General features: G+C 68.9%; 22 protein-coding genes. 9 read left to right on the top strand and 13 right to left on the bottom strand.

Annotation, left to right across the window (positions count from 1 at the left end; all coding sequences use genetic code 11):
- Positions 1–58: 58 nt before the first annotated feature.
- Positions 59–1558, bottom strand: coding sequence for an alpha/beta hydrolase (locus DMP23_RS27145; protein WP_337822937.1), 1500 nt, complete (start codon positions 1556–1558; stop codon positions 59–61).
- Complete coding sequence (locus tag DMP23_RS27150) at positions 1555–1848, bottom strand: hypothetical protein (RefSeq protein WP_238608106.1); 294 nt, start codon at positions 1846–1848, stop codon at positions 1555–1557. Before DMP23_RS27150 ends, DMP23_RS27145 begins: the two co-directional genes overlap by 4 nt.
- Before the next feature lie 430 nt (positions 1849–2278).
- Between DMP23_RS27150 and DMP23_RS27155 the strand changes: the two genes are divergently transcribed.
- Positions 2279–3670: a sugar porter family MFS transporter gene (locus DMP23_RS27155; RefSeq protein WP_337822938.1), complete on the top strand. Its 1392-nt coding sequence runs from the start codon at positions 2279–2281 to the stop codon at positions 3668–3670.
- Positions 3671–3729: 59 nt separating this feature from the next.
- Here DMP23_RS27155 and DMP23_RS27160 read toward each other — a convergent pair whose 3' ends face one another.
- Together DMP23_RS27160 and DMP23_RS27165 are read right to left on the bottom strand one after the other, a co-directional pair.
- Entirely contained in the window at positions 3730–4524 is a 795-nt protein-coding gene (locus DMP23_RS27160; RefSeq protein WP_337822939.1) for an ABC transporter permease, read from the bottom strand.
- Positions 4521–5300: an ATP-binding cassette domain-containing protein gene (locus tag DMP23_RS27165; RefSeq protein ID WP_238608109.1), complete on the bottom strand. Its 780-nt coding sequence runs from the start codon at positions 5298–5300 to the stop codon at positions 4521–4523. The genes DMP23_RS27160 and DMP23_RS27165 overlap by 4 nt, the downstream gene beginning before the upstream one ends.
- A 61-nt stretch (positions 5301–5361) precedes the next feature.
- On the opposite strand from DMP23_RS27165, the gene DMP23_RS27170 reads away from it, so the two are divergent.
- Positions 5362–6132, top strand: a complete 771-nt coding sequence (locus tag DMP23_RS27170) for a TetR/AcrR family transcriptional regulator (protein WP_037818373.1) — start codon at positions 5362–5364, stop codon at positions 6130–6132.
- Here the strand turns inward: DMP23_RS27170 and DMP23_RS27175 are convergent.
- Positions 6113–6544: an EamA family transporter gene (locus DMP23_RS27175; protein WP_337822940.1), complete on the bottom strand. Its 432-nt coding sequence runs from the start codon at positions 6542–6544 to the stop codon at positions 6113–6115. The two genes, DMP23_RS27170 and DMP23_RS27175, sit on opposite strands and share 20 nt — an antisense overlap.
- 197 nt (positions 6545–6741) lie before the next feature.
- Between DMP23_RS27175 and DMP23_RS27180 the strand changes: the two genes are divergently transcribed.
- Entirely contained in the window at positions 6742–7935 is a 1194-nt protein-coding gene (locus DMP23_RS27180) for a LysR family transcriptional regulator (RefSeq protein WP_337822941.1), read from the top strand.
- Positions 7936–8101: 166 nt separating this feature from the next.
- Here the strand turns inward: DMP23_RS27180 and DMP23_RS27185 are convergent, their stop codons facing one another.
- The gene (locus DMP23_RS27185; RefSeq protein ID WP_337822942.1) at positions 8102–8755 is read right to left on the bottom strand and encodes a TetR/AcrR family transcriptional regulator; all 654 of its coding nucleotides are present in this window, start codon (positions 8753–8755) and stop codon (positions 8102–8104) included.
- Between the two features lie 129 nt (positions 8756–8884).
- On the opposite strand from DMP23_RS27185, the gene DMP23_RS27190 reads away from it, so the two are divergent.
- Entirely contained in the window at positions 8885–9823 is a 939-nt protein-coding gene (locus DMP23_RS27190) for an alpha/beta hydrolase (RefSeq protein ID WP_337822943.1), read from the top strand.
- A gap of 217 nt (positions 9824–10040) precedes the next feature.
- Positions 10041–10835, top strand: a complete 795-nt coding sequence (locus tag DMP23_RS27195; RefSeq protein ID WP_337822944.1) for an NAD(P)-binding domain-containing protein — start codon at positions 10041–10043, stop codon at positions 10833–10835.
- A gap of 897 nt (positions 10836–11732) precedes the next feature.
- On the opposite strand, the gene dinB is transcribed toward DMP23_RS27195, so the two are convergent.
- Positions 11733–12950 carry a DNA polymerase IV gene (gene dinB / locus DMP23_RS27200; RefSeq protein WP_337822945.1) on the bottom strand — a complete coding sequence of 406 codons (1218 nt, stop codon included), beginning with the start codon at positions 12948–12950 and terminating at the stop codon, positions 11733–11735.
- A gap of 109 nt (positions 12951–13059) precedes the next feature.
- On the opposite strand from dinB, the gene DMP23_RS27205 reads away from it, so the two are divergent.
- Positions 13060–13638, top strand: coding sequence for an HAD family hydrolase (locus DMP23_RS27205; RefSeq protein WP_337822946.1), 579 nt, complete (start codon positions 13060–13062; stop codon positions 13636–13638).
- Here DMP23_RS27205 and DMP23_RS27210 read toward each other — a convergent pair.
- Positions 13635–15134, bottom strand: coding sequence for a serine/threonine-protein kinase (locus DMP23_RS27210; RefSeq protein WP_337822947.1), 1500 nt, complete (start codon positions 15132–15134; stop codon positions 13635–13637). The two genes, DMP23_RS27205 and DMP23_RS27210, sit on opposite strands and share 4 nt — an antisense overlap.
- A 136-nt stretch (positions 15135–15270) precedes the next feature.
- On the opposite strand from DMP23_RS27210, the gene DMP23_RS27215 reads away from it, so the two are divergent.
- The 3 genes from DMP23_RS27215 (at position 15271) to DMP23_RS27225 (ending at position 19556) form a co-directional block, all read left to right on the top strand.
- Positions 15271–16521 (top strand): MFS transporter, encoded by a 1251-nt coding sequence (locus DMP23_RS27215; RefSeq protein WP_337822948.1) that lies wholly within the window; start codon positions 15271–15273, stop codon positions 16519–16521.
- 1298 nt (positions 16522–17819) lie between these two features.
- Positions 17820–19106: a GGDEF domain-containing protein gene (locus tag DMP23_RS27220; RefSeq protein WP_199818059.1), complete on the top strand. Its 1287-nt coding sequence runs from the start codon at positions 17820–17822 to the stop codon at positions 19104–19106.
- 33 nt (positions 19107–19139) lie between these two features.
- Entirely contained in the window at positions 19140–19556 is a 417-nt protein-coding gene (locus tag DMP23_RS27225) for a VOC family protein (protein ID WP_337822949.1), read from the top strand.
- A 240-nt stretch (positions 19557–19796) separates the two neighbouring features.
- On the opposite strand, the gene DMP23_RS27230 is transcribed toward DMP23_RS27225, so the two are convergent.
- The 5 genes from DMP23_RS27230 to DMP23_RS27250 form a co-directional block, all read right to left on the bottom strand.
- Positions 19797–20552: an SDR family NAD(P)-dependent oxidoreductase gene (locus tag DMP23_RS27230; protein WP_337822950.1), complete on the bottom strand. Its 756-nt coding sequence runs from the start codon at positions 20550–20552 to the stop codon at positions 19797–19799.
- 68 nt (positions 20553–20620) lie between these two features.
- On the bottom strand, positions 20621–21463 hold the full coding sequence (locus DMP23_RS27235; RefSeq protein WP_337822951.1) for an SCO6745 family protein: 843 nt from the start codon (positions 21461–21463) through the stop codon (positions 20621–20623).
- A gap of 97 nt (positions 21464–21560) precedes the next feature.
- Positions 21561–22577 (bottom strand): S1 family peptidase, encoded by a 1017-nt coding sequence (locus tag DMP23_RS27240; RefSeq protein WP_134663354.1) that lies wholly within the window; start codon positions 22575–22577, stop codon positions 21561–21563.
- A 186-nt stretch (positions 22578–22763) separates the two neighbouring features.
- Positions 22764–23063 carry a GNAT family N-acetyltransferase gene (locus DMP23_RS27245; protein ID WP_134663355.1) on the bottom strand — a complete coding sequence of 100 codons (300 nt, stop codon included), beginning with the start codon at positions 23061–23063 and terminating at the stop codon, positions 22764–22766.
- Positions 23064–23073: 10 nt separating this feature from the next.
- The gene (locus tag DMP23_RS27250) at positions 23074–24105 is read right to left on the bottom strand and encodes a LacI family DNA-binding transcriptional regulator (RefSeq protein ID WP_337822952.1); all 1032 of its coding nucleotides are present in this window, start codon (positions 24103–24105) and stop codon (positions 23074–23076) included.
- Positions 24106–24229 lie beyond the last annotated feature (124 nt).

The raw sequence follows: 24229 nt of genomic DNA on the forward strand, positions 1-24229 counted from the left end.
GGGGAGCAGGCTACGAGAGGAAGGGCGGCGAGGCAGGCCAGCGCGGTGCGGCGCGCCGTCACGCCGGCAGCCCGGCGATGATCCGGCCGAAGCTGCGCAGCGACGGGTTGTTGTCCTCCCAGTATTGGCTGTGCGCGGCCCCGGACAGGCCGCCCTCGTACCACGGGCCCTTGTCGCCCGGCGCGGACTCGAATACCTGGCCGCCGAATCCGTCGCCGGTCGGGCTCGGACCGAGCGGGTCATGGCCGCCGACGCCGATGTTGGTGATCTTGATGAGGTCGTGTTCCGCGACCGTCGAATGCACGTGCTGGGCGACCTGGTCCTGCGGGACGCCGTCGAGGTGCAGTTGGTTCGCGTGCTCGACGCCGACACCGGGGCTGCCGGCGAAGATCAGGTCGTCGGCATTGAGACCGCCATCGCGAGCCGCGTGGCCGATCACCGTCGTGCCGTAGCTGTGGCCCAGCACGGTGTTGTGCGACGGCGCGCCTTCGTGCGATGCCCGCAGTCCGTCCTCGAATTTCGACAATGCCGCTTTGCCGCCGTCGGCGTATTTTTCGCTGGCGGCGTTGACGAGTTCGTCCGGCGCGTCGTAGCCGATCCAGGTGATCACCGAGGTCGACGGCGAGCCCGCCATCGTCGCCGACTGCCACATCTTGTCCGACCGGCCGAGGTCGCCGCCGATCTTGGCCAGTTCGCTGCCGGTGCCGGGCACGTAGGTCGCGACATTCGCCGCGGTGTCCGGGTTTCCCGCCGCGACCACCGCGGTGCCGTCGCCGCTGACGTCGAGCGAAATCAGGAAGGCGGGCGGTTTGCCGTCGCCGGTGGCCGCGAGCCGGTCGCGGATCGCGGTGAGGCCGCGAAGTTGCGCGTCGTCGCCCTTGCGCTTGTCGATTTCCTGTTGCAGCACAACACGATTAGCCGCGTCGCGATCGACCACCGGAATGCCGTCGAGGTTGCGGATCAGGTCCGGACTGTCGCGCAGGATCGAGGACTGCGCGGAGTCGGACAGGCTGTCCCACCACGCCCGGTTCTCCGCCGGGGTGCCGTTCGGTTTCGGCTGGCTGCTGGTCGCCATCGCCAGCGCGACGACACCCGTCCCGCCGCTTTCGCCCTTCGCCGCGCGATCGAGCACGACGGTGAGGTCCGCGTCGACTGCGGTGGCGTCGCGGAGAATCTGGCCGACGCGGTCGGCGACCTCGGCTTGCCGCTCGGGTTCCCCGCTGACCCCGCCGCCGTCGTCGATCCGCATTCCGTTGCGCGAGGCGAAATCGTCGACGTCGCGTACCGCCGAGCTGATCCGCTCGACCGCCAGCTGCGCGTCGTGCACCCCGCGCCGAACCGCCGACACGTCGGTGGTCAGCTGCCGCAATTCCGCCGTGAGCGCAGTGCCTTTGGCGGTCGCCGCGTCCGCCGCGTCGCCTTGCCAGGCACCGAACTTCGTCATGGCGTCGGCGTCGTCGTTCGCCGCGGCGAGCCGCGCGGCCCGGGCGCCGAGCGCGTCGACCGCCGCGGCGAGGTCAGCCGGGTTCCAGCGCCGGACGTCTCCCCAGGTGATCATCGGCCCGCCGCCGCGATCTCGCCGGCCGCGTTCTGGTCGCTGTCGCGGTAGCCGGCCGCGGCCTGGTCGAGGTTCTCCGCATAAGCCTCGGTGTCGGCGGTCCACTTCGGAACGACGCGGCCCCAGGTGTCGGACAGCCGATCCGCCGCCGCCACGCTCGTGCCGCCGGACAGCCCGACCCCGGCGAGCGCGCCCGCGAGGTCGACCGTCCGCACGGTCGCCGCCGCCTGGTGCGCCCGTCCGGCCGCGGTCACGACCTCCCTCGGAGCGACCTCGAAACCCGTTCCCATGCGCATCTCCCCCACCGCGGCGACCGGACGCCCGGTACGACGGACGTCCCCGGCAGCCGGTTCCCCACAGTTCGACGTTCGCGGAAACTCTTGACAAGATCTCCCTGCCACCACGTTGACCTGCGAAAACGCTCGCCTACCGCGTCCACATATGTGAACGCTAGTCACGTGACTGAATAGTTATCAGCCCGCGTCTTGCCCGCCGGTGACCAGCGTGTGACTGTGTACGGCGAAGTTCGAACGGGAGCGAGCCGGGCAGGCGCACAGCGTGGAAAGGCGCTGTGCGACGGCGGATCCGGCCGTTCCGCAGTGCTGGACCAGTCCGGCAGTCCTTGTCCCCTCGACCCCCATTCGTCCGGCCAGGACGGCGCTGACCTCGCGGGCAGCGGACCAGGACCGGCCGGCCATCCCGGAAAGAGACGGCTCGGCAATGACACAGACAGCCGCGGCGCGGCGGCCCATCGGCAGAACGACGCTGTACTTCTTCGGTGCCCTCGGCGGCATCCTGTTCGGTTACGACCTCGGCGTCATTTCCGGGGTGTTGCCGTTCATCGGGAAACTCTGGGGCCTGTCCGGCTGGGACAAAGGCGTCATCACCGCGAGCATTTCGATCGGTGCGATCGTCGGCGCGAGTTTCTCCTCCCGGCTCAACGAAAGGCTCGGCCGCCGCCGCACGATCATGGTGGCCGCGGTCGTCGTCATCATCGGCACGCTCGCGGCCACGTTTTCGCCGACGTTCGCGTTGCTGATCATTTCCCGGCTGGTGATCGGCGTCGGCATCGGGCTTTCGTCCTCGACGGTCCCGACGTACCTGTCGGAACTCGCCCCGGCCCGGCTGCGCGGGGCGATGGGCGCGCTGAACCAGATCTTCATCGTGCTCGGCATCCTGATCGCGTTCCTGGTCAGCTACGGGCTCGGCAGCTCGGGCAACTGGCGGCTGATGTTCGCCGGCGCGATCGTGCCCGCGGTGATCCTGCTGGCGGGCCTGGTGTTCCTGCCCGAAACGCCGCGCTGGCTCGTCGCGAACGGCCACGAGGAACAGGCCCGCGCGGTCCTGCTCAGCTCGCACGGCGGCGGCGTGAACGTCGACGAGGAGATCGGCACGATCCGCGAGGTGATCCGGCTCGACTCGGAATCGGCGAAGACCCGGCTCCGCGACCTGCTGACGCCGACTGTGCGGCCGATGCTCGTGGTGGCCATGCTGCTCGCGATCGGCCAGCAGTTCAGCGGCGTGAACGCGGTGAACGCGTACTTCCCGACGATGCTGATCGGCCTCGGTTTCGCGACCCAGGCGGCGCTGCTGTCCGGCGTGCTGCTCGGCGTGACCAAGTTCCTGTTCACCGCGTGGGTCGTGTTCGTGGTCGACCGGTGGGGCCGCAAGCCGCTGCTGCTGATCGGCAACGTGCTGATGGTGATCACCCTGGTCGGGGCCGGGTTCATCGTGCTGGAAGTCCACGACACCGCGACCAAGGGCATCCTGATGCTCGTCGCGATGGTGCTCTACCTGGTCGGCTACGAACTCGGCTGGGGCGCGGTCGTGTGGGTCATGATGGCCGAGGTGTTCCCGCTGAAGGTGCGCGCCGCGGGCATGGGCGTGAGCAGCGTCGTCCTGTGGGCCGCGACCGGCATCATCAGCGCCGTGTTCCCGATCATCTCCGACCCGGGCGCACTCGGCCTCGGCGGCTCGATGTTCCTGTTCGCGGGCATCAACGTGGTCCTGTTCTTCCTCACGAAGTGGCTCGTCCCGGAAACCAAGGGGCGGTCGCTGGAGGAAATCGAACTCGATCTGCGCGGACGGACGCACGCGAAGGCACGCGCCTGATTTTTTCCTCTCGGGGTGCAGCCGGGCGGCAGGGATTTCCCTTGCCGCCCGGCTGTTTTTTACCGACCGAGCATCCGGTACTGCCGGGTGGCGAGCGGCAGGAAGACCGCCGTCAGCACCGCGGGCCACGCCATCGCGAGCAGCACGGAATGCTCCGCCGCCCAGCCATTCGCCGCCCACGCCGGATTGCCCGCCAGCTCGCGCACCGCGGAAGCCGTTGCGGTGAGCGGATTCCAGGTCGCGACCGCGCTCAGCCAGGCAGGCATGGTGTCCGGGGAAACGAAAACGCCGGACAGGAATCCGACCGGCCACACCAGCACCTGCACCGAAACCGCCGACTCCGGGGTCTTCAGCAGCAGTCCGAGATAGATCCCGATCCAGACGAAGGCGAACCGCAGCCACAACAGCAGCCCGACCGCGCCCAGCACGGACACCTGGTGCGGCCGCCAGCCCAGCGCCAGCCCTGCTCCCATCATCACGACCAGCCCGGCGACCGCGCTGATCAAGTCGGCGAGACACCGTCCGGTCAGCACGGCGAGCCCGCTGACCGGCATCGCGCGGATCCGCTCGGTGACGCCCTTCGCGGCGTCGGAAGTCACCGCGAGGACGGTGGATTCCAGCCCGAACAGCATGGTCATCGCGAGCATGCCGGGGATGAGGAAGTCGATGTACGCGCCGTCCCGGATGTCCATCGCGCCGCCGAAAAGCTGGCCGAACATCACCACGATCAGGACCGGGAACAGCAGCGTGACCGCGATCGAGACCGGACGTTGCTTCCAGTGCACCAGGATCCGCCGGGTCAGGACGGCGGTGTGCGTCGGCCAGGACACGCGCGCGGATGCGGGGACGGTCATCGCGCCTCCTCAGTCGCGTTGCCGGTCAGGAGCAGGAAAACCTCGTCGAGCGTCGGCTTCCGGACGACCGTCTCGACCCGGTCCGGCCCGACCTTCGCCTTCAGCTCGTCCGGCGTGCCCGCGGCGACGACCCGGCCGGCGTCGAGGACCGCGATCCGGTCGGCGAGCTGATCGGCCTCCTCCAGGTACTGCGTGGTCAGCAGCACCGTGGTGCCGGTGCCCGCCAGCGCGCGGACGTCCGCCCAGACGTCGATGCGGGCAGCCGGGTCGAGCCCGGTCGTCGGCTCGTCGAGGAACAGCACCGCCGGGTTCAGCAGGAGCCCGGCAGCCAGGTCCAGCTTGCGCCGCATGCCGCCGGAGTAGCCGGAGACGGACCGGCCCGCGGCTTCGGCGAGACCGAACCGGTCCAGCAGCTCCGTCGCTCGCATCCGGGCCGCCCGCGAGGGCAGTCCGCCGAGCCTGCCGAACAGTTCGAGGTTCTGCCTGCCGGTCAGGATCTCGTCGACCGAGGCGTTCTGCCCGACCAGCCCGATCCGCCGCCGCACCTCGTCCGGCTCGGCGACCGCGTCGAAACCGGCCACCCGCACCTCCCCCGCGTCCGGCCGCAGCAACGTGGTCAGAATCCGGACCGCGGTCGTCTTGCCCGCACCGTTGGGACCGAGCAGTCCGCACACCGTTCCCGGCTCAACCCGCAGGTCAAACCCGTCCAGCGCGGCCCGTTCGCCGTACCGCTTCTGCACCCCGCGCGCCAGCAGGCCATCTACTCCGTATGCCATACGAAGAAGGCTAGCACAACACTCCGTATTGCCTACGGAGTTAAGTTCCTATGCTGGTCACGTGACGACTGACGGCAACCCCGGCGACCCCGCCGCGACGATCGCGCTGCTGTGGGGCACCCGCCAGCTGCCGAAGCGCGGCCCGAAGCACGGACTGACTCCGGCCCGGATCGTCGACGCCGCGGTCGAGGTCGCGGACACCGAACAGGACCTGGCGACGCTGTCGATGCGCCGGGTCGCCGAATCGCTGGGCGTCGGGACGATGTCGCTCTACACCTACGTTTCGTCGCGCGCGGAGTTGGTCGAAGCGATGGTCGACGCGGTGTACGGCGAGGCAGTAGCCGAACTGTCCGAAATAGACGCCGACGACTGGCGCGACGGCCTCCGCCGCGTCGCCGCCGTCAACTGGGCGATGCACCTGAGGCATCCGTGGCTGCTGCAAGTCTTCACCGGCCGTCCGACGCTCGGCCCCAACGCGATCGCGAAGTACGACCTGGAACTGGCGGTCGTCGACGGGATCGGCCTGTCGGACCTCGAAATGGACTCGACGATCACGCTGGTGACCACCCACGTCGAAGGCCTGGCGCGCCGCAAGGTCGAAGCCGCCCGCGTGGTGCGGCAAACCGGGATGACCGACCAGCAATGGTGGGCCGCGACCGCCCCCGCACTGGCGGAGGTCTACGAACCGCGCCGCTTCCCCGTCGCGGACCGGGTCGGCGCCGCCGCCGGGCAAACGCACCAGGCTCCGTACAGCCTCGACCACGAGTACGCGTTCGGCTTGGACCGCCTGATCGAAGGCATTGCCGCACTGGTCAACCGACCCGCTGAGTAGCGTCCTTCCGCCCCAACACCGCCCCCGCGCTCGCGAGCCCCACACAGGCGAGCGCCACCCACTGCACCGCGCGCAAGTGCTCACCGAGAACCAGCACCCCGGCCAGCCCCGCACTCGCCGGCTCGAGACTGGCCAGCACCCCGACCGTCCGGGCAGGCAGCCGTCGCAAAGCCGCCAGCTCCAAGGAATACGGCACCACCGCCGATAACGCGGCCACCACGACGCCGACCAGCAACACCCGAGGCGCCACCAGCCGCGTGCCTTGGTCTATCACCCCCAACGGCACCGAAAGCACGGCAGCCCAAGCCAACGCCAGCGCAAGCGGACCCCCACCCGCGCTGCTTGCTCCCGCGCGTTTGCTGAGCAGGAAGTAGGCAGCCATGCACGCGCCAGAAGCCAACGCGAGAGCCACGCCAGCGAGCGGAAAACTGACCTCGCGCGGAGCATAGAACAACCACACCCCCGACTCCGGCCACGACCGCACAAGCCACGTCGCGGAGACGTCGCGAGGTGAACAATGCCAAGGAAATCGGCCCCAACAACTGCAACGCACTCGCCAACCCCAACGGCAAGATGGTCAGCGCGGGATAGATCAAATTCATCCCCGCGATGGCCGTGCCGAAGCCGAGAATCACCCTCCTTTCCGCCCAACTGCGGGGCACCGCAGGCCGGTACAGGATCAGCAGAGCCGCCGCAGCCAGCCCAAGCCGCAACGCCACCACACCGGACGCGCCGACGTCCTCGGACAGTTGCTTCCCGAACGCCTGCCCGAACTGGACGCTCAGCACACTCCCCACCATCAGCGCAGGCGCATTCCTCATCCCTCCAGGCTTGCCTCTGGAAGCGTGCACGTCCAACGAATCTTTCCGCACGAAACCGTTTAGCCTGGACTACATGATTGACCACCGGTTGCACGTCCTGCGAACCCTCGCCGAGTACGAAACCGTGACCGCGACCGCCGCCGCACTACACCTGACCCCGTCTGCCGTCTCGCAGCAATTACGTTTGCTGGCCCGGGATCTGGAGGTGGAACTCCTGGTGCCGCAAGGCCGTCGAGTGCAGCTGACGCCCGCCGCACACATCGTGCTCCGACACGCCGACGCCCTACGCCTGCAATGGGAAGCAGCCCGCGCGGAACTCGCCGCGGAGGCCACTGAACTCCGCGGCACACTGCGCCTGTGCGGCGTCTCCTCCGCGCTGGCGACCCTCGCCGCCCCCGCCGTCGCCAGCCTGCGCCGGACGCATCCGTTGGCAGAAACGCAAATCACCGAAGCGGAAAGCGCCGACTGCTACCGCCTCCTCCTCACCGACGAAGCCGACATCGCCTTAGTCCTGCCCGGCCCGGAAGCGCCGCCGGTCACCGATTCCCGCTTCGAACAGACCCCGTTGACGACCGACCGCCAAGACCTGCTCGTCGCCGCCACCCACCCCCTGGCCCGCCGCAAGGGAATCGAACTCGCGGAGGCGGCTGATCAGCCGTGGATCGTCAAGAAACACAACAACGACACTTATCCCTTGGTGACCGCAGCCTGCGCCGCCGCTGGTTTCACGCCTCGGATCGTGCATGAAGTCAAGGAGTGGTACGCAGTTTCCGCCCTCGTCGCGGAAGGCCTCGGCGTGTGCCTGATGCCGAGGATCGTGCCGCTGCCGGAGCACGCGGTTAAGCGGATTCCTTTGCTGGGCACGTCTATTCCTACCCGGCAATTGCTGACCGCGGTACGACGTGGCAGCAGTGGACATCCTTTGGTCAGTGCAGGCCTTGTTGCACTGCGCGCCATTGCCTCGGGGAGGCCCTCCCGGTAGCCCGGTACGAACAGTGACCAACCGGGCTCTGAACTGCGCACCGCGGAACCACGCTTAACCCCAGCAAGCCATCGCCGTCTCGTGGCTCAGCGCCCTGCGGTAGACATCCTCTGGCAGTCCTACCGCATTGTGCGATGTTGCCTCGGCGCGCAGTGGACCAGGCGCATCAAGGAATCTGAGCCTCAATCTGGGCCAAGTGACCGGCGACGATTTCTTCAAACGCGGCGCGGCGATCCGCCCCGAGGGGACGGACTTCGCGGGCGAAGAACGCCAAAGCGGGGAAGCGTTCGGGATCGGCGCCGAGCACTGCGACGCGGAACTGTTCCAGACCCTGTTCGTACTCCTCGGCGGTGATGCTGCTGACGCCAGCCTCGGCGGCGATCAGGGCGGCGATGAGGACCACGAGGCGGTGGTACAGCACCGGGATCTGCTTGTCGGGAACCCCGGCCGCGCGCAGGGCCTGCAGCAATTCCTCCATGACCAACCGGGATCCGGTGCCGCCGGACGCGTAGCGGCCCCACACGGTGGCGAGTTGAGGCTGCTCTCCGAAGGCCTCGCGCAGGCACAGCGCCAGTGCGGTGATGCGCTGCTTCCAAGTGCCTTCCGGACGGTAGCCGTCCATGGCGGCGAGCAGGATCCGGTCCGCGACGGCGCGCAGCAGTTCGGTCTTGTTGCGGAAGTGCCGGTAAAGGCTGGAGGGATCGGTCCCGAGCGCGGCGGCGAGTTTTCGCACGCTGAACGACTCCGCGTCGCTCGTGCGCAGCAGGTCTTCCGCGGTGTCCAGGATCTCGTCGGTCGACCATCGCCTGCGACCGGTCATCTCGGCCCCTCTCGTCCGGCCCAGCATAACCTATGCACTTGGCAATGCACACAGTGTGTGCATAATAAGGACAAGTCACTGGGGACACCACGACGCACCCGGCTTTCCGCCGGGAGGAAAGAAGGAATCATGGGAGAACCCGCTGCCCCGACGAGACCGCCGGAGCCGGACTACTCGGTGATCACGCCCGAGGAACTGCACGTCTACCGCGAGGCGGAGAACCGCTTCCGGGCTTCCAGCGCGGCGTACCCGATCATCGGAGAGCCGAGCCCCGATGCCGAGATCGAGTGGCGCGAGATCGCTCTGCCCGGCCGTGACCTGCCGGTCCGGGTCTACCGGCCGAGGCTGGAAGCCACACTGCCGTTGGTGGTCCATGTCCACGGAGGCGGCTTCGTGGGCACGGCGGCGCAGTGCGACTGGACCAACAGCCGTCTCGCCGCGCGGCTTCCCGCCGTCGTCGTCTCGGTAGAACACCGCCTGCTCGCACCCGACACCCCGCTCGCGAACGCCGCGGACGACGGCTGGAACGTGCTCTGGCACGTGGTCCGGCACTCCGCGGAGTGGGGCATCGACCCCGCGCGCGTGGCGGTCTTCGGCGAGAGCTGTGGTGCCCTTATCAGCGCACTAGCTGCCGTCCGCGCCAGGGAAGCCGGTCTCGAGCTTAAGGCGCAGGTGCTGGTCAACCCGGTCGCCGACGTGACCGGCACGATGTTCGACTACCCCTCTGTCGCCGAATACGCGTACCGCCCGAGCCCAGCCCTGTCGCTGCTGAAGCTCTTCCAGCGACTCGCCATCCCGCCTGGCGCCGACGCCGCTGCTGTCTCCCCGTTGCACACCAACGATCTGAGCGGGCTCGCTCCAGCACTCGTGGTGGTGCCCACCCAGGACGCTGTAGCCGACCACGGCCGCCGCTACGCCGAGCGGCTGCGCGAGGCCGGAAGCCCCGTGCAGCTCTCCGAGTACCCGGGCGCGAAACACGCATTCCTCACGTTGCCTGGCATCGAACCGCAGGCCGAAGCCGCACAGGCGGAAATCCTCGCCTTCCTCGGCGCGGCTTTGGCGAAGTGACGGAGGATCAGGTGCACAACAACGCCCGGCTCGGTCTGGGTTGCCTGATCGTTGTCTGGGCCCAAAAACCGGTGTCCGGCGCGCTGCCACGACCTGGTGCCCGCCGGTTCGCCCGACGATCCGCTGCGTGCCTGCGAAGCGTCATTGCGCCGACAGCACAACGATCACCTCGCGGCAATCTCACAGTCGCCTCGCCTTGGGGCGCCAGGAGACCGACATGACCCAGCATTCCCTGGAGGACAACAACATGCGGAAAATCGGCATCGTCGGCGTCGGCGAAATCGGCAAGGCTCTCGTCGAAGGCATACGACACGAAAACGGTGCGGCAGCGGAAATCTTCCTCTCCCCGCGAGGAGCCCGCACCGCCGCCGAACTGTCCGAACGTTTCGAGGGCGTCCAGGTGTGCGCCGACAACCAGGAGGTCGTGGACCGCGCGGACCTGGTAATCATTGCCGTGCGCCGCCAAGACCGCGACGAAGCGCTAGGCGGGCTCAAGGTGGCCGACGAGAAGATCGTGGTCACCCTGATGGCCGGGGTCGGCATCGACGCTCTGCGCCAAACCCTCGGCACCGGCGCCCCGATCGTCCGCGCCATCCCGCTGCCCGCCGTGCGCGTACGCCGGTCCGTCACCGTGACCACACCTCCGCATCCAGCGGTGGACGCTCTCTTCGACCAGTTGGGCGGGTCGTTGCCCGTCGCGGACGAGGACGCCTTCAACGTCTTCTCCGCCCTGACCGGGACTCTCACCGCCCACTACGCCTACCTCGCCACGCTCACCGCCTGGGCCGGCGAGCACGGCATCGCGACCGAGGTCGCCGAACGGTACGTGCGCGGTCTCTTCCAGAACGTCGGCCGCGCACTGGACGACGAGACCCGCTCGCTTGATCAGCTTGCCGCCGACCACGAGACGTCTCAGGGAAACAACGAACGAATCCGCACGACGTGGTTCGGGCCAGCCAACGCCGAGGCCCTCGCCACAGCCCTGGACGGTCTGCTCGCTGACCTGAAATAGCGGCTTCCGGGCGAAGACCTGTTTCCGTGCCCTGGAACGGCCTGCGTCTCGCATGGACCTTGCCGGGCGGGGGGGATTGTGCCTCGGCACTCCCCCGCCCGCGCGTGCGATGACCGGAACAGACCACGGACGCCCGCGGGCGACGACCGCGGTCAACGACGTTGAGCCTGAACAAGATCAGCTCACCGGAACCGCACCGGCCCAGCAACCGCAGCTCCGGGGTTTCCCGAGGCATGCCGCACCTGTTCGTGTTTCCGGGGGCACGCCGCACCTGTTCGTCCAGTCGTCGCCCCACTCGCTGCCCGCAGCAACAGGATTTCCCGGTGGTACGCGGCACCTGGTTCTTCAGGAGCCACTGACCGAGCACCCGCAGCACCGGATCCCCGGAGCCACGCAGGACCTCGCCCACCAGTAGCCGCCCCGCCCAGCACCCACAACACCGGACTCCCAAGGCCGCACAACACCTCCTCCAGATGCCGCGTCACCCTAGCCGGGCGGCTGCAGAGAAGCGGCTGGACTCGGCACCGGTTTCGGTGGCGCCGCCGAAACCGAGCCAGTCCATACCGGATCCGAAGAACGGCCACCCGGAGCGCGCTCTCCGACTGCGGCCAAGTGCAGCCATCCGACTCCGGCCAAGTGCAGCCACATCGGGTCGGCGCAAGCCCCCGCACTCAGATCCCGGCCAGCCAAATTCCGCCCAGCATCCAGCTGTCCCGGGATTGCCCGCCCGGTTCGGGTACCAGCCCTCGCGGAACCACTACGCTCACTAGATCCGGCAGCACAAGCATCCATTCCTGATGCCGGGCAACGACCTCCCGCACTCTCGCACGCGGAGCGTGCTGTCGTGCAAGGTCGTCCGGACCCACGGCGAAGCGTCCGCGGGACCACCGCATTCGATTAGTCCGGCAGCATAGGCATCTCCATCCCCGCCTCATGGCTCAGCAGCGCCGCACGGGTCAGCGCGGCCGCGCCGAAGCGGTCTCGTAGCGCGTCCACTGCTGAGTCCAGCGCAGTCGCCTCCGCGGACAACGCTGGGCTGGACGGTTGGTCCAGCGGCAGCGCCAACTGCACCGCGCCGTGGCTGTCGAGATTCGAGAACGACAGGCCCAGCAACGTCAAACCCCGGTCGTACACCAGTGGTTGCGCCGCGGACAGCAGGCCGCGGGCGGCGCACAGCAAGGTTTCCGTGTGGTCGGTGCTGTCGGCGAGCGTGTGCGACCTCGTGGCGCGGGTGAAGTCCGCGAAGCGCATTCGCAGCACCACCGTCCGGCATACGCGTGACGCGCCGCGCAGCCGACGGGCCAGTCGGTCCACAATGGACACCATGATCTCGTCCAGTTCGGCCGGAGAGCGGGAGCGGCGGCCCAGCGCGCGTTGCGAGCCGATCGAGCGGCGGCGTTTTCCTGGTTGAACCGCGCGTGGGTCACGACCATGCGCCAGGGCATGCAGGTGGCGTCCCGAGCCTGGGCCCAGCATGGAGATCAGCGCGGCCTCGGGCAGTTCGGCGACCTGGCGCACGGTGCGGACACCGCGTTCCCGAAGCTTCGCCGACGTCACCTTTCCCACTCCCCACAACCGCTCCACCGGCAGCGGGTGCAGGAATTCCAGCTCCTGGTCTGGCGGCACCACCAGCAAACCGTCCGGTTTCGCGACGCCGCTCGCCACCTTCGCCAGGAACTTCGTGCGCGCCACCCCTACCGTGATCGGCAGCCCGACCTGCGCCAGCACCTCCGCGCGCAGGCGTACCGCGATCTCCGACGGACGTCCCGCGATCCGCCGCAGACCGCCTACGTCCAAGAAAGCTTCGTCTATCGACACTCCTTCCACCGCCGGCGTCGTCTGCCGGAACACCTCGAACACCGCCTTGCTCGCCGCGCTGTAGACCGGCATCCGCGGCGGCACCACCACGGCATGCGGGCACAACCGCCTGGCCTGCGCCCCGCCCATCGCGGTGCGCACGCCCAACGCCTTGGCCTCGTAGCTCGCGGCCAGCACCACGCCACCGCCCACGATCACCGGCCTGCCGCGCAGCCGGGGATCGTCGCGCTGCTCGACCGAGGCGTAGAACGCGTCGAGATCGGCGTGGAGGATCGGTCCTTCGCTCGTCACGAACATATGTTCGCATCGAACACCGACAAAAACCGCGATCCGTTCACTCGAACGGAGTAGAAAAATCTCCCGGAGCCCGGACTGAACCCGGACGGGACGCGCTAACCTCTCCCCCGTGCGGCTCGTCCTGTTCGACCTCGACACCACGCTCGTCGATCGCGCGGAGGGATTCCGCCGCTGGGCGTGGGAGTTCTGCGCGGAACACCGGCTCGCCGACGCGGACGCCGCGTGGCTCATCACCGCCGACGACCGCGGGCGCGCCGACCGGGCGACGTTCTTCAAAAACCTTCGCGAGCGCTTCGACCTGCAAGAACCCGATCTCGAAGACGCCTACCGCGAACGCCATCCCGCCCTCGTCCCGGCCGCCCCCGGCGTCCTGGCCGGATTGCCCCGGCTGCGCGCGGCGGGCTGGCGGATCGGCGTCCTCGGCGAGGGCGAACCGCAGCTGTCCACGCTGCTGTGCACCGGAATCGCCGGGCTCGTGGACGGCTGGGCGCTCGCCGGGCCGGACGGACTGTCCACATCGGACCCGAAGCTGTTCGGGCTCGTCGCCGAACGCTGCGAGACCACGCTGGACGACGCCTGGTTCGTCGGCGCGGACGTCGGACCCGCCCGGTCCGCCGGATTGCGCACCGTGCGGGTCGGCCCGGACCGCGACCCCGCCGCCGCGATCGCGCTGCTGCTCGAGAGCTAGTTCTCCACGTCGATCTGCCAGGTGCCGTTGCGCTGCGACATCGTGTAGCGGTGCGTCTCGGTCGTCGGGCCGCCGCCGGCGCGGTGATAGGTGATCACCGCGGTCAGCGTGTTCTCACCGGTGACCTTCACGTCGTTCGCGGTCACCGAACTGAACCGGCTCCACCACGCCTTGTACTCGTCGAAAGTCTGATTTTTGTGCGCGGCACGGAACTTGTCGCTGATCATCGCCCAGCCGGCTTCCAGATTGCTCGGCAGGTACGAGAAGTAGGCACGCAGTGCGGAAGCCATCGCCTCGGGCGAGTTCGCCGCGGAACTGGACGACGGAGGGCTGCTCGACGAGGACGGCGTCGACGGCTGCGTCGACGGTGACGGCTGCGACGCGGACGAGGTCGCCGGAGCGTTGGAAGCCGCGGAGCTCTCGGCGGGGGGCGGCGGGTTCGCGGAGGGGTTTTCGCCCCCGTGGTTGCGGGTGAGGACGACAGTGACGATCACGGCGATCACGACGAGCAGCGCGCCCGCCCCGGCGAAGATCATCCCGCGGCGTCTTCGGTCCGAGCCCGCAGGCGGCGCGGCGGCGGCGCCCGCGGCCGGAACCGCGACCGTGGTGGGTACGACCGGCGGTTTGGCGTCCGGAAGGGTCGGCGGTTCCGGGACCGCCACGACCGGGGTGACGCCGCCGTCGAGTTTGCGCAGTTCCGTGACGACCTCGGCCATCGACGGCCGGTCCTCCGGCTTGAGCTCCAGCAGCTTCAGCAGCAGCGGCTCCAGCTTGCCAGCCTGTTTCGGCGGGTTGATCGAACCGCTGGAAACCCGGTACAGCAAGGCGATCGCGTTGTCCGCGGTGCCGAACGGCGGGTCGCCCTCCACTGCCATGTACAGCGTCGCGCCGAGGGCGAACACGTCGGAGGCGAACGTCGCTTCCTCGCCGCGGGCGACCTCGGGCGCGAGGAACGCGGGCGTGCCGGAGATTTCGCCGGTCGCGGTGAGCGTGACGTCGCCGACCGCGCGGGAAATGCCGAAGTCGGTCACCTTGACCGTGCTGCCGTCGTCGCCGAGCAGGACGTTGCCCGGTTTGACGTCGCGGTGCACGATGCCCGCCCGGTGCGCGGCGGCGAGCACGCCAGCCAGCTGCACCGCGAACGGGATCGCCTCGTCGACGGTCAGCGGGCCGTCCTCGCGGAGTTTCACCGCGAGGCTGCGCGACGGCAGGTACTCCATGATCAGCCACGGACGGTCCTCGTGCTCGACCACGTTGAAGACCGAAATGGCGTTCGGATGCTGCAGCCGGGCGGCGATGCGGGCCTCGCGCATGGCGCGGTTGCGGGCTTCCTCGACCTTGTCCTCGCCCTGGTTCACGGGCATGAGGAGTTCCTTCACCGCGACGACGCGGCCGAGGATCTTGTCCTCCCCGCGCCAGACCATCCCCATCGCGCCGCTGCCGATCAGTTCGACGAGCTCGTAGCGACCGGCGACCTGCCGGCTCTCCTCGGTCAACGGAAAACCCTTCGGTGCGACATCATCCACGGACGGCGATCACCCAGTTTTCCACGGACGGCCGGAGCCGGATCCGCGACCCACCCGCGCCAGGCCGGGGTTGCTCCGGGTGGCCGAGTCACGACAGGGTGAGCACATGACCACGACAGCGCCGTCTTTCCGGAGTGTGTTCCGGATGGGCGAATTTCGTGCGCTCTGGCTCGCGCACGTATTGTCGGTGGCAGGTGATCAACTAGCACGAGTCGCGCTGACTGTGTTGGTGTTCAACCGAACGGCGTCCGCGGGCTGGGCCGCCGGGACGTACGCGCTCACCTATTTGCCGGACCTCCTCGGCGGTGCGCTCGGCGGGCTCGCCGACCGGTTCCCGCGCCGGACCGTGCTCGTGGTCGCGGATGTCGTGCGCGCATTGCTGGTCGCGTTGATGGCGATCCCCGGCATGCCCTGGCCGGTCGCCGCGGGACTGCTCGTGATCGTGCAACTCGCGGCCGGACCGTTTCAGGCGGCTCGGCAGGCGGTGCTGCCGGACATGCTGGGCGAGGAGAAACTGGCGACCGGTCAAGCGATTCTCTCCTCGACGTACCAGGCCGCGCTGGTGATCGGCTTCGGCGCGGGCGCCGCGGTGGTCGCGTGGCTCGGGGTTTCGGGCGCGCTGTGGGCGGACGCGGTGACGTTCGCGGTGTCGGCGGCCGCGCTGCGCTGGGGATTGCGGCCGTACCCGGTTTCGAAGGTGACCGCGCACGTGCCGCAATGGGCGTCGCTGAAGGCTGGTTGCCGGCTGGTCGCGCGGGACCGGAAGCTGCGGTCACTGCTGGCGATCGCGTGCTGCTGCGGGTTTTACGTGGTGCCGGAGGGATTGGCGGTGCCCGTGGCCGCGCAACTCGGCGGCACGGGCGTGCTCGGCTGGCTGCTGGTCGCGAACCCGGTCGGGACGCTGCTCGGCGCGCTGCTGATCAGCCGGTTGCCGCGGGCACGGCAGGTGCGGTGGCTGGGCCCGCTCGCGGTGGCGAGCAGTCTCGTCCTGCTGCCGACCGGCTGGACGCCCGCGTTGCCGGTGGTCGTCGCGGTCTGGACGGTGTCCGGGATGTTCTCCGCGCACGACTTGATCACCCAGGTGCAGTACAGCCTCGCCGCGCCGCCGGAACAGCGCGGCCAGGTGATCGGAGTCGCGATCGCGGCGTTGCGGGCGGCGCAAGGACTGACGATCGCGGCCGCGGGCGCGCTGGCACTGGCCTTCGCGCCGACGACAGTGGTCGCGATCGCCGCCGTCGCCGGGGCGGGATGCGCCGCTCTGGCCGGGATCGCCTGGACGCGGGCGGTGCGAGCGGACCGCGCGGTGCGGCCCCGCCGAACTCCCCTCGACGGGGCCACCCCACCTCCCGCGCCGTAATCCGCGGGACGGGTGCGCCGCGGGACTGGCTTCGGTCACGTCCAGTTGTTGTCACGCATGCCCTCTCACCTCCTCGTGGGGCGGGCTGGGGGCGGTTCAGCGGGTCCAGTTGTTGTCGCGCACGGTGGGCTCCTTTCTTGGCTTGAGGGGCGGTGGTTGCAGGGGTCAGCGGGTCCAGTTGTTGTCGCGCACGGCGGCGGCTCCCTTCTTGGCTCGACGGGCGGTCGTTGCGGGGGTCAGCGGGACCAGTTGTTGTCGCGCACGGGGCGGTTCCTTTCGCGGTCGGGCGGTCGGTGGTCGCGAGATTCAGCGGGTCCAGTTGTTGTCGCGCACGGCGGCGGCTCCCTTCCTGTCTCGACGGGTGGTGGTTACGGGCTCAGCGGGACCAGTTGTTGTCACGCACGAGGCGGTTCCTTTCGCGGTTGAGCGGTCAGTGGTCGCGGGATTCAGCGGGTCCAGTTGTTGTCACGCATCGCGGCGGCTCCTTTCCTGTCTCGGCGGGCGGTGGTTGCGGGGTTCAGCGAGTCCAGTTGTTGTCACGCATCGCGGGCGGCTCCCTTCGCGGCTCGACGGGCGATGGTCGGCGGGACTCAGCGAGTCCAGTTGTTGTCACGCACAGCAGCGGCTCCTTTCGTGGCTAGGCGGTCGGCGGTCGACAGATTCAGCGGGTCCAGTTGTTGTCGCGCACGACGGCAGCTCCCTTCCGGATCGACGGTCAGCACTCAGCACGTTCAGCGAGTCCAGTTGTTGTCGCGCATGGCAGTTGTTCACCTCCTCCGCGCACATTTCGTGCAGGGATTTCAGCCGTCTCACCGAGTCCAGTTGTTGTCGCGCATCGAGAGCCCTCCTTTCCGCATCCCGGATTCCCTTCTCCGACCCACTCACCAGTTGTTGTCCCGCACTGTGGGCACCTCCTCTCATCTGCGAAGACCGAAGTCTCGACCTCGAGTCGAGACCGCGAGGGAGACCGAGGTCACCGAAGAGCCGTCCAGTTGTTGTCGCGCACTGTTGTCACCTCCGTTTCAGAGTCGCGCCTTCGGCGGTTTTCGCACGTCATCGCCGGTCGGCTGGTCACCGAATGTGGCCATGGGGGCCCCAAGGGGACCCTGTTGGATCCCCTGGTCCGGCCCGGATTCGGAGCAGCTGGTCACTACTCACAGTGGCCACCTCCCCCCGCCGGCCGTCTGGCGCTGGGCTGACCGGGCGAAATCGCCCCGGGGCTTCCCAGAGTCCGGACGACAGGCAGCACACAACGCGCCTCGTCGTTTACCGTAGAAGCCAATCGGGTGAGGTGAAGAGTGCGCGGACGAGTTGCCGGGTGGTTCACAGGCTGGCGCCTATGGCGGCTGCCCTCTCACGTCCGCATGTATGTGCTGCTGGTGAACGTCGTGGCGGTGGGCACCACCCTCGCCACCGCGTGGCTCGCGCCGGTGCGTCAGATCGACCTGGTCCGCTTCGGGGTTCTCGCCGTGTGCGCGGCGCTCGCGATCGAGGCGACCCGGCACATCGAACGGCAGCGCGAGTACAGCCGCGCACCCACAGTCGCGTACGTCGACACCAAGGCTGTGTGGAGCATCGCCGCCGTGGTGGCGCTGCCGGCGATCCTCGCGTCGGCGATGGTCGTGCTCACCTACGCCGTCGCGTGGTGGCGGATCTGGCCGCGCGAACGGCCGGTCCTGCCGCACCGCTGGATTTTCTCCTGTGCGTCCGTCCTGTGCGGGACGCAAGCCGCCGTCGCGGTGCTCGCGCTCGGGATGCACGAGTACCCCGGGGTGCTCGCCCACGGCTTCGGGCCCGGCCTGGTCGACCTGATCGTCTTCGTGCTCGCCGCCGGGCTGCGCTGGGCGATCAACACCGCGCTCGTCATGGTCGCGATCGCGCTGTCGAGCCCGCCGCGGTCGTTCGCCGACCTGTTCTCCGGTTTCGGCGACCAGCTCCTCGAAGCGGGCGCGATCGGCCTCGGCCTGGTCACCGCCGCGCTCCTGCTGCTGGCCAACCCGCTGATCCTGGCGGGCGTCGTGATCGCGCTCGTGGCATTGCACCGCGGGCTGCTGCTCACCCAGTTCCAGCGCGACGCGCGCACCGACGTCACCACCGGGCTCGCCACCAAACGCTGGTGGCGCACGGTCGCCGAGCGCTACCTCGAACGCGCGCGGGCGAACCAGGACAGCGTCGGCGTGCTGCTGCTGGACCTCGACCACTTCAAGGCGATCAACGACACCTACGGCCACCCCACCGGCGACCTGGTGCTGCGCGAGATCGCGCTGTCGTTGCGCGACGAGGTCCGCGAGCAGGACGTGTGCGGCCGCTGGGGCGGCGAGGAGTTCGCGATCGCGCTGCCGGACATCCCGAGCGCCGAGCACCTCGGCCACATCGCCGACCGTATCCGGCGGCGGATCCCGCAAGTGGTCGTCGCGCTGCCGGACCAGGATTCGGTGATCAGCGACCTGACCGTCTCGATCGGCTGCGCGCTGTACCCGGCGAAGCACCTCGCCAGCGTCGACGACGTGCTGGTGGCCGCCGACGCCGCGCTGTACCGCGCCAAGCAGGCGGGCCGCAACCGCGTCGAGCTGGCCAGCGCTTGACCGCCTGCTCAGGCCACCGCTAAAACTCGTCTCATGGACTGGACTCTCGAGGTCGTCGTCGTTCCAGTAACCGATGTGGACCGGGCGAAAGCGTTCTACGTCGACCAGGTCGGCTTCCGCCTCGACCACGACATCAACCCCGGACCGGGCCAGCGCCTGGTGCAGCTGACGCCGCCCGGATCCGGCTGTTCGATCGTGTTGGGCAAGGGCATGGTCCCGGACATGCCGCCGGGGTCGCTGAAGGGCCTGCAGCTCGTCGTCGCCGACGTCCGGAAGGCTCGCGAGGAGCTGGTCGCACGCGGCGTCGACGTCGGCGAACTCCAGGTCTACGGCTCAGACCCGGGCACCGGCGCGCTCGAAGACCTCTACAACATCGGGTTCATCCACTTCGCCGACCCCGACGGCAACAGCTGGGCCGTCCAGCAGATCTCCGCCCGCGCCAAGAACTGACCCTCAACAGCGACAAACACTGTGTCCAACCGGCCTAAACCACCAGCGCGCCACAGCTGACGTTCACCGTCGCAGCGGTCATCGTCCGGGCGCGACAAACGCCGCCACCACATCGACATCGGCCAGCGTCGCGGTGCGGCCGAATTGGCCGACCCTGACGGCAACAGCTGGGCCGTCCAGCAGATCTCCGCCCGCGCCAAGAACTGACCTCGGCCGCGAGAATCACTGTGTCGAACCGGCCTAATCCACCAACGCGCCACAGCTGACATTCACCGTCGCAGCGGTCATCGTCCGGGCGCGATCGGACGCGACAAACGCCGCCACTGCACCGACATCGGCCAGCGTCGCGGTGCGGCCGAGCATGGTCGGTTCGGCGAGTTCCGCACTGAGTTCCTCGGCACCGGGGAAGTCCGCGGGGATCGTTTCCGGGACACCGCCGGTCCGAAGGGTCACCGTGCGGACGCCGTACTGGCCGAGTTCGGCGGCGAGTTGTCGACGCATCGCTTCCAGCGCGGCGAAGCCGACCTGCAGACCTCCGACCGCGTGGTTGCGCACCGGGTCGCCGTCGCCGCCGAAGAGCAGGACTACGCCGTTGCCTTGGCGTTTCATGTGCCGACCTGCAGCGCGCATCGTCAGGAAGGTGGTGCGCACGCCGTTGACCACCGGTTGCTCGTAGTCGGCCAACGACATCTCGACCATCGGAGTCCCCTGGACGTCGCCATGGCTGATCACGTTCACCGAGATGTCGAGACTGCCCGCGGCCTCGACTACCGCGTCCGCATGCGCGTCGACAGATTTCTCGTCGAGCGCGTCGACTACGGCGACGTCGGCGGTACCGCCAGCGGCGCGGATCTCCCCGGCGACTCGGTCCAGCTTCTCGCGAGTACGTCCGGCTAGGAAGACCCGAGCGCCTTCCTCCGCGAACGCTCGCGCGAACGCACCGCCGATTCCTCCGCCAGCGCCGTACACGACCGCGTTCTTGCCTTCGAGCAGCATCTTCCGGGCTCCCTTCTCGTGCCTGTCACCAGTGCGTCGAGCGGGGAACCGGGAAATCGACACCGTTCTCAGGGACGTTCCGCACCCATCGGATTCGGAATAGGCACACCTCCGTTGTCAATGATCCGTCGGCTCAACGGGATTGCCAGGTCCAGCAGCCGGTCGACGCCTTCCGGACCCAATGCTTCGAGCGGGGCGGCGGCCAGGCGGTCGGTGGTTTCCTCGACGGTCCGGCGGACTTCCGCACCCGCTGGGGTCAACCCGCCAGCGTCGAGCAGACCGCGATCGACCAGGTTTGCCGTTGCCTCGGACCATTCCTCGTCGGTCCACCCTCGGGCGCGCTGGACTTGCTCGCGGCTGGTGGCTCCGGTGGCGATGTGGGTGAGGGTGGTTTCCAGCCCGGTCAGCCCGGACGCGACTGCGGCCAGGACGTGGCCGTCGCCCCGGTGTTCGCGCAGGACGGCAGTAGCGAGCCACAACCGGGCCAGCGGCCGGTCCGGGCGAGGCACCGCGGACCAGGCCGCGGCGAGTGGCCGGGCGTCGAACTGGCAGGCGGCGACGGCTTGTTCCAGCAGCGTGACCAGTTCGTCCACAGTGGACGGACCGAGCAGTCGCGTCAACGCCGCTTCGACCGCTTCCACCCGCGTGCGCACCACATCGGCGGGAGAAGCGAACGTCCACGCGTCCGGCAGCGCTCGCTCGACCATCCGCGGCGCGAACCCGAAGAACATCGACGTGACCGGTTCCGGGCCGATCGGGCCGAGTGGCGCCGCCCGGCCCGCGAAGTAGCCCATCCACCAGCCGCGCAAGCCGACGTCCTTCGCCGCCGCGGCGGGTTCCGGGGCGAAGTAGACGACTGCGTGGAGGGGTTCGATGGCGGTCCAAAGGTTTCGGGCCGGGTTCGGCTTCATGCGGAAAACTCTAAGCCCCGGGTACGACAAAAACCGCCGCACAGGAAGAAGCCCGCCGCCCCGGAAGGGGGACGGCGGGCCGTGGAACCGAAAAACCTCAGGCGAGCTCGAGGCCGTAGGACTGCAGTTCCAGAGTCAGCGGGTAGAAGTAGCTGGTCTGGGTGTCGCCGCCGGAGAGGGTGCCGAGGCCCTTCTCGCCGTCGTACGCCGGGCCGCCCGAGTCGCCGTGGTCGGTGTGGGCGGTGGTGCCGAACTCGTGGTTCAGGACGCCGACGTCGAAGTTGACCGACTCGTCCACCGAGGTGACCTCGCCGCTGCCGCCGCCGGTCGTCTGGCCCATCTTCTGGATCTGCTCGCCGACGGTCGGCGTGCCGGCGCTGGTGATCTGCTGGCCGGTGTTGATCGCGCCGGGACCGGAGCCGTTCGGGCGGGTCAGCAGGCCGGAGTCGGCTCCGGGGCAGTCGCTTTCGACGACCTGCGCGCCGGAAACGTCGCCGCCGGACCAGGTGCCGCCCTCGTTGGTGCAGTGGCCCGCGGTCAGCATGTACGGCTGGCCGCCCTTGGTCACGTTGAAGCCGAGGGAGCAGGTGAACTGGCCGTTGTTGATCGAGTCGCCGTCCGCGATGTAGGTGGCCAGCTTGCCCGAGCGGTGCTCGACGCGCGCCGCGTCGCCCAGCTTCGCCGCGGCCGCCGCGACCTTGTCCTTCGTGGCCTGGGACGCCGAGTCGTAGATCTTCACCACGACCTGGTTGGTCTTGGTGTCGATGCCCCACGACGTCTGCGGCACGTTCTTGACGGTGTCCATCTGGTTCTTCGCGCCGGTGAGGGCGGTGAAGCTGTGCTTGACGAGCTTGGTCGCGAAGCCCGCGGCCTCGGCCTTCTCCTGCGCCGCGGCGTCGGTGACGTTCAGGACCGCCTTGCCGCGTTCGAGGTAGATGCCGCCGTTTCCGGCGCCGAGCGTGTCGGCGACCTGCGTCGCCTGGGTGATCGCCTGTGCCTGCATCTGGGCGAACGCCATCGGGCTTGCCGAGGCGGCGTTCACGCACATGCCCGCGGTCAAGGCCGCGGCCGACAGTGCGGTGAATCCCGCGACGAGCGTCTTCCGGGAAGTCATGGATCTTCCTCCAGGTGGGCTGAACCGACCGGTGGGACGCCCCACACTTTTGTTGCCCGGCAACCAACGCGAAACCGACGAAGGTTGGTTAATAACCAAAAAATGCGGACTAATCGGACACCGTTGCGCCGTTCGGGCCACCTGGAATACCCCGAACGGCGCCGCTGACCTGCGTCGCGACCTGGATCAATGCTGTCCGGGCCACCGGACGTGCTCGGCGTAGCCCTCGTTCTTGCGCAGATACCCGGCGATGAACGGGCACACCGGCACGATCACGCCGCCCCGCGCGACGACGTCGTCCAGCGCGGCCTTCGCCAGCACCTTGCCGAGCCCGCGGCCGCCGAACTCGTCGCCGATCTCCGTGTGCGTGAAGACGGTTTCGGTGTCCTTCGAGGTGAACTCGGCGAAGCCGGCGAGCTTGCCGTCCGCATACACTTCGTAGCGGTTTTCGCTGTCGTTGCGGGAAACGCTGGTCTCTTCGCTCATTCCCGCATCTTCACACACCGCCGTCGGCCGGGCCCGATTCCGTGCTCTCCCTCGCAAGCACCGTGTGCGGCGCGACGAACTCCTCGGCAGGCAGCTCCGGGTTCTCGATCCGGGCGGCGAGGCGGGACACGGCGGTCCGGGCGATGAACGGAGTGTCCAGCGAGACAGTGCTCAACGACGGGCGGGAATAGCGGCCTTCCTCGATGTCGTCGATGCCGATGATCGCGACGTCCTCCGGGACCCGCAGACCCGCGTCGAAAACCGCTCGGATCGCACCCATCGCGAGCAGGTCGGAATAGCAGAAAATCGCGTCCGGGCAAGGGGATTCGCGAAGCAGCGACGCCGTCGCCGCGTATCCGTCGGCCCGCCCGTAATGGGCCGCGGTGGCCTGCAACGCGTTCACCGGCTCGAGCCCGTGCTCGTCGAGCGCTTTGCGGAATCCTTCCGTGCGCTGCAACGGCGTCGAGTACGTCTCCTTCGGCTGGGCGCCGATCGCCGCGATGCGCGTACGGCCGCGGTCGAGCAGATGCGTCGTCGCGTCGTGCGCCGCGACGACGTTGTCGATCGCCACGTGGTCGAAGCGGTTGTCGAAGACGTGCTCGCCGAGAAGGATCAGCGGCGACGAGCGGGCCGGGTCCACGTCGCGCAGTTCCTCGCTGGTCGCGAGCGGCGCGAACAGCATGCCGTCGAACAGGTTCCGCCTGCCTCCGCCGCGCAGCAGCTGGCGTTCCCGCTCGTGGTCGTGCCCGGTCTGGTCGATCATCACCTGGAAACCGAGGCTCGCGGCGGCGTCGATGACCTCGCGGGCGAGCTGGCTGAAGTACGGCACGTCGATCTCGGGCACCACCAGCGAGAGCAAGCCGGTCTTGCCGGTGCGCAGCGTGCGGGCGACCGGATTCGGGATGTAGCCGAGTTCGTCGATGGCACTCAGCACGCGCTGGCGCATCTTCTCGCTGACGTGCTCGTATCCGCTGACGACGTTCGACACCGTCCGCACGGAAACCCGCGCCCGGTCCGCCACGTCCCGCAACGTCGCCGCCATGAAACTCCTTCCGCCCGGAAAGTCATCCTACCTTTTGCAACGTGTGCAAGCATGTCGTACAGTTTGCCTACGATGGCAAATCCGCGGCGCGCCTCGCCGCGTTGCCACCGTCCCGCACAAAGGA

This window comes from Amycolatopsis sp. A1MSW2902 (genome assembly GCF_017312175.1).
GTDB classification, from domain to species: domain Bacteria; phylum Actinomycetota; class Actinomycetes; order Mycobacteriales; family Pseudonocardiaceae; genus Amycolatopsis; species Amycolatopsis nivea.